General features: G+C 65.5%; 14 protein-coding genes. 7 read left to right on the top strand and 7 right to left on the bottom strand.

The features are described 5' to 3' along the window. Positions 1-13: 13 nt before the first annotated feature. Entirely contained in the window at positions 14-553 is a 540-nt protein-coding gene (locus MK313_RS12685; protein WP_416054140.1) for a Fur family transcriptional regulator, read from the bottom strand. Between the two features lie 123 nt (positions 554-676). Here MK313_RS12685 and MK313_RS12680 point away from each other — a divergent pair, with 123 nt between their 5' ends. The 7 genes from MK313_RS12680 to MK313_RS12650 all read left to right on the top strand — a co-directional run bounded on the left by MK313_RS12680 (position 677) and on the right by MK313_RS12650 (position 5,634). Beyond that, entirely contained in the window at positions 677-1,687 is a 1,011-nt protein-coding gene (locus MK313_RS12680) for a zinc ABC transporter substrate-binding protein (RefSeq protein WP_287781918.1), read from the top strand. 73 nt (positions 1,688-1,760) lie between these two features. After that, positions 1,761-2,066 carry a hypothetical protein gene (locus tag MK313_RS12675; RefSeq protein WP_287781916.1) on the top strand — a complete coding sequence of 102 codons (306 nt, stop codon included), beginning with the start codon at positions 1,761-1,763 and terminating at the stop codon, positions 2,064-2,066. 4 nt (positions 2,067-2,070) lie between these two features. Then, positions 2,071-2,685: a DUF1007 family protein gene (locus MK313_RS12670; protein ID WP_287781915.1), complete on the top strand. Its 615-nt coding sequence runs from the start codon at positions 2,071-2,073 to the stop codon at positions 2,683-2,685. Positions 2,686-2,690: 5 nt separating this feature from the next. Continuing rightward, the gene (locus MK313_RS12665; protein ID WP_287781914.1) at positions 2,691-3,668 is read left to right on the top strand and encodes a nickel/cobalt transporter; all 978 of its coding nucleotides are present in this window, start codon (positions 2,691-2,693) and stop codon (positions 3,666-3,668) included. Positions 3,669-3,747: 79 nt separating this feature from the next. Continuing rightward, positions 3,748-4,461 carry a DUF6134 family protein gene (locus MK313_RS12660; protein WP_287781912.1) on the top strand — a complete coding sequence of 238 codons (714 nt, stop codon included), beginning with the start codon at positions 3,748-3,750 and terminating at the stop codon, positions 4,459-4,461. Then, positions 4,448-5,215, top strand: a complete 768-nt coding sequence (locus MK313_RS12655) for an SDR family NAD(P)-dependent oxidoreductase (protein WP_287781911.1) — start codon at positions 4,448-4,450, stop codon at positions 5,213-5,215. Before MK313_RS12660 ends, MK313_RS12655 begins: the two co-directional genes overlap by 14 nt. Then, positions 5,212-5,634: a nuclear transport factor 2 family protein gene (locus MK313_RS12650; RefSeq protein ID WP_287781910.1), complete on the top strand. Its 423-nt coding sequence runs from the start codon at positions 5,212-5,214 to the stop codon at positions 5,632-5,634. Before MK313_RS12655 ends, MK313_RS12650 begins: the two co-directional genes overlap by 4 nt. A 1-nt stretch (position 5,635) precedes the next feature. On the opposite strand, the gene MK313_RS12645 is transcribed toward MK313_RS12650, so the two are convergent. The 6 genes from MK313_RS12645 to MK313_RS12620 are packed head-to-tail and all read right to left on the bottom strand — an operon-like array spanning position 5,636 to position 12,395. After that, the gene (locus MK313_RS12645) at positions 5,636-6,196 is read right to left on the bottom strand and encodes a DUF3833 domain-containing protein (RefSeq protein ID WP_287781909.1); all 561 of its coding nucleotides are present in this window, start codon (positions 6,194-6,196) and stop codon (positions 5,636-5,638) included. 27 nt (positions 6,197-6,223) lie between these two features. Continuing rightward, positions 6,224-7,540, bottom strand: a complete 1,317-nt coding sequence (locus tag MK313_RS12640) for an MFS transporter (protein WP_287781908.1) — start codon at positions 7,538-7,540, stop codon at positions 6,224-6,226. Between the two features lie 3 nt (positions 7,541-7,543). Then, positions 7,544-8,785 (bottom strand): SAM-dependent methyltransferase, encoded by a 1,242-nt coding sequence (locus MK313_RS12635; protein ID WP_008943683.1) that lies wholly within the window; start codon positions 8,783-8,785, stop codon positions 7,544-7,546. Beyond that, a complete protein-coding gene (locus tag MK313_RS12630) occupies positions 8,782-9,621 on the bottom strand; it encodes a DUF1365 domain-containing protein (protein WP_287781907.1) in 840 nt (279 codons plus the stop codon). The genes MK313_RS12635 and MK313_RS12630 overlap by 4 nt, the downstream gene beginning before the upstream one ends. A gap of 2 nt (positions 9,622-9,623) precedes the next feature. Beyond that, a complete protein-coding gene (locus MK313_RS12625; RefSeq protein ID WP_287781906.1) occupies positions 9,624-10,940 on the bottom strand; it encodes an NAD(P)/FAD-dependent oxidoreductase in 1,317 nt (438 codons plus the stop codon). Further along, positions 10,941-12,395, bottom strand: coding sequence for a cryptochrome/photolyase family protein (locus MK313_RS12620; protein ID WP_287781905.1), 1,455 nt, complete (start codon positions 12,393-12,395; stop codon positions 10,941-10,943). Positions 12,396-12,485: the final 90 nt, after the last annotated feature.

Raw genomic sequence — 12,485 nt, 5'->3', positions numbered from 1 at the left:
CGTTGCGGCAACGTCAGTCGGCATGCGGGGCACTGCATTTCGGGCACTGGCCGGCAACCTCGACGGTGATGTGCTCGATGGTGAAGCCGATCTTGCGGGCATGTTCCCCGATGGCGCGGCGGATCGCCGGGTCGTCGATCTCCGCCGCGTTACCGCAGGTCCGGCAGATCAGGAACTGGCCGCTATGCTCGCTGTCCGGATGCGGGCAGCCGACATAGGCATTCATCGATTCGATGCGATGAACCAGCCGGTGCTTCAGCAGGAAATCCAGCGCGCGATAGACCGTGGGCGGCGCCGCCGGGCGGCCATCCTCCCCGGCGGTATCCTCGCGCTGCAGCTTCGCCAGCACGTCATAGGCGCCGATCGGTTCATGGCTGCGCCAGACCAGTTCCAGCACCTGGCGTCGCAGCGGCGTCAGCCGTGCCCCGCGCTCGGCACAGATTTCCTCGGCGGCACTCAGCGCCTGATCGACGCAATGCGCATGGTCGTGCCGTTCCGACGGGAAGGCGGCCGGCGTTGCGCCGCCTGGCCCAGTGCCCGACCCCGCGATCATGGATTTCAGCTCCGTCATCCGGTTTTCCCGTTGCGTCACTTGGTAATGTTACTTTATAACATCACGAAGTTTTCAAGTCGATAGCGGCACATTATGCCGGTTTCGTGCATTAGGAGCATTCCCATGTCCGCTTGTCACGCTCTGCGACGTCCTTTTCATCTGCTGGCCGGTGCGGGACTGCTGCTGCTCGCTAGCCTCGGCCCAGTGATGGCGCAGGCGCCGAAGGTGTTCGTCACCGTGAAGCCGGTGCATGCGCTGGTCGCCGGTGTGATGCAGGGGGTGGGTGAGCCCTACCTGCTGCTGAAGGGCGGTGAATCCCCGCACAGCTACACGCTGAAGCCCTCCGACGCGCGTGCCCTGTCGGAAGCGCAGCTGGTGTTCTGGGTCGGGGAGACGCTGGAAACCTTCTTGGAACAACCGCTGGAGACGCTGGGCAAGCAGGCGCGTATCATTGAGCTTGCCGAGGCCAGGGGCATCGAGACGCTGGAAGGCCGGGAAGGCGGGGCGTGGGAATCGCATGCGGCGGCACATGGCCACGACCACAAGCATTCGCATGACCACAAGCACGACAAGAAGCATTCTCACGACCACAAGCATGAGCACGCGCATGACGGGATCGATGGCCATCTCTGGCTCGACCCGCACAATGCGGAGGCCATCGTGACCGTTGCCGCCGAGGCTCTGGCCGAGATCGACCCGGCCAATGCGGCGGCCTATCGCGACAATGCGCAAAAAGTCATCGCACGGATCGAGGCACTGGACGCCGAGCTGAAGGCCCAGCTGGAGCCGGTGAAGGACCGGCCCTACATCGTGTTCCATGACGCCTACCAGTATTTCGAGGCGCATTACGGGCTTAAGGCGGTGGGCTCCATCACCCTGTCGCCGGAGCGCCAGCCGAGCGCCCAGCGCCTGCGGGAGATCCGCAAGCGGCTGAGCGACAGCGGTGCCGCCTGCGTGTTCTCCGAGCCGCAGTTCCGGCCGGCACTGGTCGATGTGGTGATCGAGGGCAGCAAGGCAAAGCGCGGCGAGCTGGACCCCATCGGCGCCGCCCTGCCGGCGGGCCCGGACGCCTATTTCGAGGTGATGCGCGGGTTGGCCACCTCCCTGCGCGGCTGCCTGATGCCGCAGAGCTGACAGGTTTGGCCACTGGAATGTCGGCCCGGGACGGCCTATTTTAGCGGTAGTTCCCCTTTCAGGAGGAAACTCCATGCTCAGCCGTCGCCGCCTTCTCGAAACCAGCATGCTGACCGCCGTTGCGGCGCTTGTGCCCGGTTTCCTTTTCGGGCGGGCGCATGCCTTCAGCGTGGAGGAGGCGCCGGTGCCGGTGCAGCAGCTGCGCCTGCAGGCCTGCACTGAGCAGCAGCGCCACAAGCAGCTGGTCGAGGAGGTGCTGGCGCAGGTGCGGGACGCCGGGACGGCGGTGCCGGAGACCGAGCGGCAGGCGCTGCTGGCGGCCTTCGACTGCCCCTATTGCGGCTGCCGGCTGGACCCCAAATTCCCGCCCATCGGCTGACGCCATGACCGGACGGGGGCAGGGGCTGGCGGTCATTCTCCTGGCGCTGGTGCTGCTGTTCGCGGTGCCGCCGCGCGGCGCACAGTCCCATCCGCATGTCTGGATTGATGCCCACGCCACGCTGCACTTCGATGCCGGCAAGCTGACCGCCCTCGATGTCGTCTGGGTGTTCGACGATTTCTTCAGCTCCATGATGATCGAGGATTTCGCGGCCAAGGACGGCAAGAGCTTCACCAGGCAGGGACATGCCGACCTGGAAAGCCAGGTCATGCTGCCGATGGCGGAGTTCGGCTTCTTCACCCATGTCAGCGCGGACGGAACGCTGCTGAAGATCGAGAAGATCAGGAATTTCAAGGCGAGCATCGAGAAGGGCCGGGTTGTCTTCGCCTTCCGGGCGCTGCTGCCCCGGGCCATCGATCCGCGGGCGACGGCGCTGTCGGTTGGGCTCTATGACGAAAGCTATTATGTCGAACTGCTGCTCGATGAATGGGACCCGTTCCGTCTGGCGGGCGAGGCCGTGCCCGCCTGCGCGATCGACATGACGGAGGATATGAGCCGCCCGCTCTATTACGGCGCCTTCTTTCCGCGCGTTGCTACGTTAAGCTGCACCGGGAGCTGAGTTTCATGCGCATCGCCGCCTTTTGCGGGCTGTGTCTGCTGTTGCTTGTCTGCATTGTTCCCGAAGCGCTGGCGCAATCGCCGTTAGCGGGGCCATCGGCCCCGGCAGGCGAACCTGGCCTGTTCTCCGCCATCCTGGCGCAGATTGCCCGCTGGCAGTCGCAACTGCACCGCGAGATGGCGGCGCTGGTGCGGGCGACGAGCCAGGGCGAGGCGCTGTGGCCGGCGCTGACGCTGATCGGTGTCTCCTTCCTCTACGGCATTTTCCATGCCGCCGGGCCGGGTCATGGCAAGGCGGTGATCTCGGCCTATCTGGTCGGCCATGACAGCCGGTTGAAGCGCGGCATCGCGCTCGCCTTCGCCTCCTCGCTGGTGCAGGGGCTGAGTGCCGTCATGCTGGTCGTTGTGCTGGCTGTGCTGCTGGGCGCCTCGCGCTTCGCCATCGGCGAGCAGGTGAAGGTGCTGGAAATCGTCAGCTTCAGCCTCGTCATCGTGATCGGCTTGTGGCTGGCGGTGCGGGCCTGGAAGGGCGAGAGCTGCGACCATGATCACGGTATCGGTCCTGCCCATCATGACCATGCGCATCACGCCCACGACCATGACCACCACCACCATGATCATGCACACGATCATGCGGTGACGGCGCGGCGCGGGCTGCGGCGCTTTTGGGCGATGGCGGCGGCGGTCGGCATCCGGCCCTGCAGCGGTGCGGTGCTGGTGCTGCTGTTCACGCTGGCCAATGGCCTTTTCCTGCTGGGGGTTGCAGCTACCTTCGCGATGGCGCTGGGCACGGCGATGACGGTCGCGGCGCTGGCCATGGCCAGTGTCTATGGCCGGAAGATAGCGCTGGCGTTCGGCGACCGGACGGAGTCGGTCTGGCGCGACCGGCTGCACCGCGGCATCGGCGTTGCCGGCTCGCTGGCGATTTCCGCCTTCGGGCTGCTGTTCCTGCTGGCGACGCTGCAGCGCGGCGGAATGTTCTGAAGACTGCTGCGACATCCGTTCCGCCTGTCCGTGCGTAGAAAGGGTAACTGATCCGCAACGGAAACCGGGATGTGTTGCCATGAAACGACTTCTCGCCGCTGCCGCAATTCTTCTGGCCGTCACGCCGTCGGCCCAGGCCGAACCCACGGTCGAGCGCATCGATTTCGAGGTCACGCGCGGCGGCGATGTGCTGGGCTGGCACCGGCTGCGCATCGAGCGCGATGGCGACAGGTCCAGGGTCGAGATCATGATCGACTTCGAGCTTAAATTCGGTCCCATCGCGCTGTACCGTTACACGCACCGCAACCGCACCCTGATCGAGGACGGCAAGGTGGTGAGCATCGAGACCCGCACCAATGATGATGGCGATTACTTCGCCGTACTCGCCCGGCAGGATGATGCCGGGCGCGGCGACGGCACGCTCTCGCTGCTGGGTGTCGATGGCCGGATCAAGGTTCCGGCCGATATCTTCCCGTCGGATTACTGGCGTTATGCGACGGTCCGCCAGGGCCGTCTGCTGGATACCCAGAAGGGCATCGTCCGGGAAGTTGAGATGACCGCGATGGCGGGGCGTGAGGGCTGCTACGATATGACCGGCGAACTCACCATGCAGCTCTGCTATGATGCGGAGAAGCGCTGGGTCGGCGGCAGCTTCGACGGGCGCGGCGAGGAGGTGCTCTACACCCGCCGCCCGGTGCCGTCGGATGCGCCCTGGAATTTCAGCCTGCAGGATGTGCCGCCCGGCGAGCCCGCCAGCCGCTATGTGACGGTGGCGCAGAATGAGCAACGGTAAGCACGACAGCCGGTTGATCTGGATCACCGGGGCAAGCTACGGGCTGGGCCGTGAGGTCGCCCTGCAGCTTGCCCGGCGGGGCGACCGTGTGGCGGTCAGCGCGCGTTCCATCGACAAGCTGAAGGGGCTGGCCGGGGAAGCGCCGGAAAGCAGCATCCTGCCCTACGAGCTGGATGTGACAGACGGCCAAGCAACCGCCGATACGGTTGCCCGCATCGAGGCGGAGCACGGCCCCATCGATATCGCCCTGCTGAATGCCGGCACGCATGAGCCGGTCAGCGCCGATGATTTCAAGGCGGAAAAGCTGCGCAAGCTGGTTGAGCTGAACCTGATGGGCACGGCAAACTGTCTGGAGCCGCTGCTGGCAACGTTCAGGAACCGAAGGCGCGGACAGATTGCCATCGTTGCCTCGGTTGCGGGCTATCGCGGCCTGCCGACCTCCGCCGCCTATGGCGCAACCAAGGCCGGCCTGATCAACATGGCGGAATCGTTGAAACCGGAATGCGACCGGGTGTGCGTGAAGATGCAGATCGTCAATCCCGGCTTCGTGCGCACGCCGCTGACGGACAGGAATCCGTTCCCCATGCCGTTCCTGATGGAACCGGAGGACGCGGCCGCCGCCCTCATTCGCGGGCTGGACGGCGACGGCTTCGAGATCACCTTCCCGAAACGCTTCACCTATCTGCTGAAGATTCTGCGCTGCCTGCCCTATGCTCTCTATTTCCCGATGATCAGGCGGGCGACGAAACAGTGAAACAGGCCGTTGCGGCCTATGGCCGCTTCTTCGAGAGTATCGCCCCGGAGAGTCTGGACCGGCTGGACGGGATCGTGGCGCCCGATGTGCGCTTCGTCGATCCGTTCAACGATGTGACGGGAATCGAGAAATACCGCGCCGTCTTCCGGCATATGTTCGAGACGGTGGAGCAGCCGCGCTTCACCATCCTGCGCACCGCCATCGAGGGCGATACCGCCTTTTACCGCTGGCGATTCAGCTTCCGACGCAAGGGCGCGGTCGAGATCTGGACCATCGAGGGGATGAGCGAGGTGCGCTTCCGCCCCGACGGGCTGGTGGCGGAGCATATCGACCACTGGGATGCCGCCAGCCAGCTTTATGAGCGCCTGCCGGTCCTCGGCGCGCTGCTGCGGTGGGTGAGGCGGAAGCTGGCGGTATAGCTCACTCTGCCGCGAGGGAGGCGGTCTGCTTTTTGTCCTCGCGCAGGAAGAACAGCGTGACCTGACCCAGCTCGATGCCGAACTTGGTGACCGTGGCGCGGTTCACCATGACCTTGTCATCCTGCCGGAACATCCAGTCGTCGAAATGCACGCGGATCGTCCGCTCGCCGACCTTCAGATCGAAATCGTAGCGCCAGTTCAGCGCCTTGCCGTAGGCGACGCCGGTTGCGGTGCCGACCACATCGTCGGCGCGACCTTCATAGCGGTGCTCGTCCAGCTTGCGGATGCGCCAGATGCGCCGGTCGGTCTCGCCATCGTCATAGACGAAATCCTCAACGAGGACGAACTCGTCGCCTTCCTGCCGGCCCTCGATATCGACCGTGAAGCTGCGCTTAAGCGTGCCGAACCGGTCCTGGAAGATGCCCCAGGCGCGGCTCTTGCCGGCAAAATACTCCTCGACGGTCAGCTTCGGCTCGGTGCCGGCGAAATCCTCAGGCTTCATGGCGCTGCATCCTCCCAGCAGAAGAACGGCAGCCAGCAGCGCTGCTGCGGCGCGAAACATCGGTGATCCTCCCGGAAACATTGGAAATCATGGCACGGCCTCGATCCGGCGCTTCACCGCCGCATGCTCGGCCGCGCCGATCGGATAGCCCCACATCAGCGCGATGGCGGCCAGCTTGAACAGGATCGGCGCGATGGCGTAGAGCGCAGCCAGTGTGGACAGCGCCAGCGGATCGTTCGCACTGCCCGCTGCCGCCTGAAAGCCGAACAGGTCGAGGATTGGGAAGGCGATGCCGACGGCCAGCGCCAGCGCCAGCTTCGTCGCCACGCCCCACAGCGCGAAATACAGGCCGGCGCGGTGTGCCCCGCTCTCCGCCGTGTCGATATCCACCACATCCGCCTGCATTGAGGGCGGCAGGGCGAGATCGGCGCCCAGGCACAGGCCGGTCAGCACACAGATTGCCAGGAATCCCGCCATGTCGCCCGCGCCCAGCAGGGGCACTGGTGCGAAGAACAGGCAGTTCAGCAGCATCGCCATGCACCAGGCGCGGTGCTTCTCCAGCTTGCGGCTGGCCGCGATCCAAACCGGTATGGAGAGAATGCCACATCCGAAATACACCGTAAGGAACAGGCCGCTCAAATCGCCCAGTTGGAGTACCTGGGCCGCAAACAGCAGAACCAGGGTCGCCGGCAGGCCATTTGCGATACCATTCAGCAGATAGGCCACGATCAGCCGGCGGAAGGGGCGGTTCGCGAGGAGCACCCTTATTGCCAGTCTCCAGTTACTTGTACGCGGGGCAGGGCGAGGCGGTTCACTGACAACCACACTGGCCAGCAGGATTGTCAGCGGCAGGGCGATCAGCAGGGTAATCGCCAGCACTTTCAGCACCTCGGCGTTGCCGCCCCCGACCAGCGAGGGCAGGCCGGCCGCGATCAGCGTGCCCAGTACGACGAACAACTCGCGTGAGGCAGTAATGCGGGAGCGTTCGTGGTAATCCGGCGACAGCTCCGCCCCCCAGGCGGAATGCGGCAGGGAGATCATCGTCCAGCCAAGATAGAGCAGCATCGACCAGCCCAGCAGATGCAAGATGCCCGCATCTTGCGGTGGCACGAACAGCATCCACATCGCCAGCAGGGTCACCGGCAGCCCGGTGATCATCCAGGGCCGGCGCCGGCCCCAGCGGCTGCGCGTGCGGTCGCTGAGCACGCCGACCGCCGGATCGGTCACCCCGTCCCACAGCCGTGCCAGCAGCAGCACCGCGCCGACCGCCGTGAGGTTCAGCCCCAGATCGGCGGCATAGAAGGTCGGCAGATAGATGAACAGCGGCAGTCCTAGCGCTGCCATCGGCAGGCCGGGCAGGCCATAGGCGGCGAGTATCCGGCGTGCCAGGGGGGTATGGGGCATGCGTTAGCGGCTGAAGGCGATCTGGCGCACGTCGATGCTGCCGGACCGGAAGCCGCCCTCGCAATAATGCAGATAGAATTCCCACATGCGCCGGAAACGCTCGTCGAAGCCCATCTCCCGGATGTCCGGCCAGGCGGTGCGGAAGGCGTCGCTCCAGTGGCGCAGCGTTCGGGCATAGTCCAGCCCGAAGCCGTCATCGCGCGTCAGAGACATGCCGGCATCATTGACCAGCCCGCGCAGGATACTGTCGGACGGCAGCATGCCGCCGGGGAAGATGTAGCGCTGGATGAAGTCGGGGGAGCTGCGATAGGCCTCGAACCGGTCATCGGCGATGGTGATGACCTGCATCGCTGCCTTGCCGTTTTCCGTGAGGCAGGATTTCACCTTGTCGAAGAATACCGGCCAATAGCGTTCGCCCACCGCCTCGAACATCTCGATGGAGGCGATACGGTCGAACCGCTCGCTGACGTCGCGGTAATCCTGCAGGCGCAGCTCCACACGGTCTGACAGGTCGGCCCGGGCGATCCGCTCGGTGGCGTAGGCGTGCTGCTGCTGCGACAGGGTGATGCCGGTGACTTTCAGGCCAAACTCGCCCGCCGCGACCTCCGCAAAGCCGCCCCAGCCGCAGCCGATCTCCAGCACATGCTGGCCGGGTTGGGCGTCTAGCAGGGTGCAGATACGGCGGTACTTGGCGCGCTGGGCGGCTTCCAGATCCTGCTGGCTGCCCTCGAACACCGCCGAGGAATAGGTCATGGAGGGGTCGAGCCAGCGGCGGTAGAAATCATTCCCCAGATCATAGTGATAGGCGATGTTGCGCTGGCTGCCGCGCCGGTTGTTGCGGTTCAGTGCATGCAGCGCGCGGCCCGCCAGCCGGCTCCACCAATTGCCGTCGATATGCTGTTCCAGCGCGGCGACATTGATCGAGAACAGCTCAACCACCTTGGCGGGGTCGGGGCTGTCCCACTCGCCATCCAGATAGGATTCCGACCAGCCGACGCTGCCGCCCATGAACCAGCGCCGCGCCATGCGCTGATCGCGCACCAGGATGGTCGCCTCCGGTCCCTCATGCGGGCTGTCGAAGCGGAAGCGCCTGCCATCCGGCAGCACAACGATCAGCGTGCCGTGGCTGAGGTTGCGCAGCATCTTCAGGCCAAGCCACATCCAGCGTGTCAGGCTGCGGTCGGGCCGGCGCCGCATCTGGGCGATCCAGGAACGGCCGTCGATGGTCATGGTGGCGTCGCTCAATTTTCGTGTCTCCCGTTTGCGAGGGCGGGGTCGGACCAGATCGAAACGTCACGGGCAGGCGGGGTGGGGCGGGCATGTAACCGCGCCCCCTTGCGCCACAGGCGTAGCGCCTCCCAATGGATGCCGCCGATTACCTTCAGGGTCATCAGCGGGTGTCGCGCGAAGGCCGACAGCAGGCCGGCGTCCGTCAGTGCCGCGCGCTCCGCCATGTGGGTGGCGGCCAGCAGCGGTGCGCCATCAGGGCCAGCCTCGTCCTGGCGGATCAGGATGGACAGGTTCTCGTCCGGCTCGTTCAGGCGGAAGCGGTAGCGGCACTCCATCGGCATGAAGGGCGAGACGTAGAAGCCCTTCTCCTGGCGCTGCAGGATCGGCGCGCCGGGCTGCCGGTCGGCGGGAACCGGCAGCAGATAGCCATGCTGCTGGCCGAAGGTGTTCTTCACCTCGTAGAGGATGGCGGTCAGCCGGTCCTGCCGGTCGCGGCAGTAATAGATAGACAGCGGGTTGAACACGAAGCCCATGAGGCGCGGAAAGCACAGCAGCGAGATGCGCCCGCCATCATTGTCGATGCCGGCGGCGGCCAGGTGGCACTCGACCCAAGGGCGCAAGGGGCTGCCATCGCGCGGGCCATGGTCGCGATCATGGAAGCTAAGCAGGTTCGCGCGGTTATAGGAGAACAGCCGCAGGCTGGCATCAAGCGCCGGCAGCTCGTCCAGATCGACCAGCAGCGAGAAGACGCGGTAATGGAATTTGTGCCGGAAGGGCGATAGCCGGCTGTGTGTCACCCGCCCGCGATAGAGACAGGATTGCCAATCCGTATGCGGCGTTTGGCCAGTCATTCTCAGTCGCCCGCCAGCAGCGGCGCAGCACCGGGGGCCGGGTTCCCGGCGGGCTGCACCTCGGTCCGCCAGGGCACGTTCGCGCCCAGCGCACGCGCAACGGCGATGCCGGATTTCAGCCCGTCCTCGTGGAAGCCATAGCCGCCCCAGGCACCGCAGAACCACAGGCCGCGCGTGCCCTGAATGCGGTTCAGCTCCCGCTGTGCCTGCATGGCGGGGCCATCGAACACCGGATGGCTGTAGGATATCCGCGCGAAAACCTTGTCCGGATCGGGCTGGCGGATCGGGTTCAGCGTCACGAACAGCGGACAGGCAGGATCGATGCCCTGCAGCAAATTCATCCAGTAGGTGACGGCAACCTCGCGGTCATAGGCGTCGCCCTCGGCCAGATAATTCCAGCTCGACCAGACGCTGCGGCGCTGCGGCATCAGGGCCGGGTCGCGGTGCAGCACCGCCTCGTTCGGCTGGTAGCGGAACCTCCCAAGGATAGCGCGCTCCGCCGCGTCGGCATCGGCCAGCAGTGCCAGCGACTGGTCGGCATGGCTGGCCAGGATGACCTGGTCGAACAAAGTCTCTTCGCCATCCGCGCCGCGCACCATCACGCCGCCGGGCACCCGCCGCACCGACACCGCCGCATTGCCGAGGCAGAACCGGTCGGCAAAGGGCACCGTGAGGCGCCGCACATATTCGTGGCTGCCGCCTTCGACCGTCATCCATTGCGGCCGGTCGTTGACGGTCAGCAGGCCGTGATTGTGGAAGAAGCGCGCGAAGCTGGCCGCCGGGAAGTCAAGCATGGTCTCCACCGGGCAGGACCAGATGGCGGCCGCCATCGGCAGCAGATGATCGTACAGGAAGCCGTCGGAATAGCGGTTGCGCTTCAGATACTCGCCAAGCGACAGCGCGCCGGCATCGCCCTCCAGCAGTTCCGGCGCTTCGCGGAAGAAACGCAATATGTCGCGCACCATCCGCACGAAACGCAGGCGCAGCAGATTGCGCTTCTGCGCGAACAACTGCGGAATACTGCCGCCGCCATATTCCAGGCGCCCGCCATCGATGGAGACGGCGAAGGACATCTCGCTGTTCCGGTAAGGTACATCCAGTTCGCCGAACAGGCCGCGCAGGTTCGGGTAGTTGCGGTCGTTGAACACGATAAAGCCGGTATCGACCGGGATCGTCCTGTCGCCGAAATCCGCTTCCACCGTGTTGGCGTGGCCGCCAATCCGGGACTCCTTCTCGTAGATCGTGATCTCGTGGTGCTGGTGCAGCAGCCAGGCGGCGCCGAGGCCGGAGATACCGCTGCCGACAATCGCTATTCTCATTCAGGCCGCCTTCTTGATGCGGGAGAAGGCGTCGAGCGCGCGGTCGCGCGCCGTGCCATGATCCACGATGGGTTTGGGATAGCTCTTGCCCAGCGTGACGCCGGCCTTGCGCATTACGTCGTCGGGGGCCAGCCAGGGCTTGTGGATATGGGAAGCCGGCATCTTCGAGAGTTCCGGCACCCAGCGCCGGACATAGGCACCCTCCGGGTCGAACTTCTCGCCCTGCAGCACCGGGTTGAAGATGCGGAAATAGGGCGCGGCATCGGCGCCGCAGCCGGCGACCCACTGCCAGCTCGCCGCGTTGTTGGCGAGGTCGGCATCGACGAGCGTGTCCCAGAACCAGGCCTCGCCCTCCTGCCAGGGGATCAGCAGATCCTTCACCAGGAAGGAGGCCACGATCATCCGCACCCGGTTGTGCATCCAGCCGGTTGCCCAGAGTTCCCGCATGCCGGCATCGACGATGGGATAGCCGGTCAGGCCGCGCTGCCAGGCGGTCAGCGCCTTGACGTTCTCGTGCCAGGGGAAATCCGCGAATTCCGGCCGCAGGGGATGCTCGGGCAGGGCGTCATTGTGATAGAGCAGATGGTGAGAGAATTCCCGCCAGCCGACTTCCGACAGGAATTTCTCGGCGCTGGCCTCGTTCAGGCCGTGGGCGGCCATGGCGGCGCGGGTGGCATGCCAGATCTGGCGCGGGCCGATCTCACCGAAATGCAGATGCGGCGACAGGCGGGAGGTCGCCTCGATGTCCGGGCGGTCACGCTCCGCCTTGTAGCGGTTGACCGCTTCGTCGAGGAACGCCGTCAGCCGCTCCTGCGCGCCGTTCTCTCCGGGCGTCCAGGCGGACTCGAAGCCCTTCGCCCAGTTCGGCTTGGTGGGCAGCAGTTCCCAATCCCCGATGCTGTCGCTGGCCGGCGCGGAAGCCGCCACAAGCGTTTCCGGCACGGGCAACGGCTTGTCCGGTTCGCCTTTCGCCAGGCAGGCACGCCAGAAGGCGGAATAGACACGGAACGGTTCGCCGGACTTGTTCTCGACCGTCCAGGGCTCGTGCAGCAGTGCGGAATTGAAGCTGCGGGCCTTGATCCCGTCCTGCTTCAGCGCGGCCTTGATGGTCTCGTCACGCTTGCGGGCAAAAGGCTCGTAGCAGCGGTTCCAGTACACCGCCGTTGCACCGGCCTCCCTCACCAGCGAGTCGATTACCTCGCGTGAGTCGCCCCGCCGCAGGATGAGCGGTGCACCAAGCGCCTTCAGGTCATGCGACAGCGCCGTCAGGCTGTGATGCAGCCACCAGCGCGCGGCACCGCCGGTCGCCCAGGCACCGGGCGTCTCGTCATCGAGGATGTAGACGGGCAGGATCGGTTGTCCGCTCTCCACCGCCGCGCGCAGGGCCGGATTGTCCGCAAGGCGCAGATCCTGCCGGAACCAGAGGAGGAGGGGCCTGTCGCTGTCTCGGTGCATGGAATGCAAGGCGCTCACGAAGATATGGTGTAGAAACATTAACTTTTACGGAAGCGCGTGCCTAACGGATCATTCGTGGCGTGCATCCGC

The organism is Oceanibaculum sp. (assembly GCF_022449305.1).
GTDB classification, from domain to species: domain Bacteria; phylum Pseudomonadota; class Alphaproteobacteria; order Oceanibaculales; family Oceanibaculaceae; genus Oceanibaculum; species Oceanibaculum indicum.
This window is presented reverse-complemented; position numbering and strand designations above follow the sequence as displayed.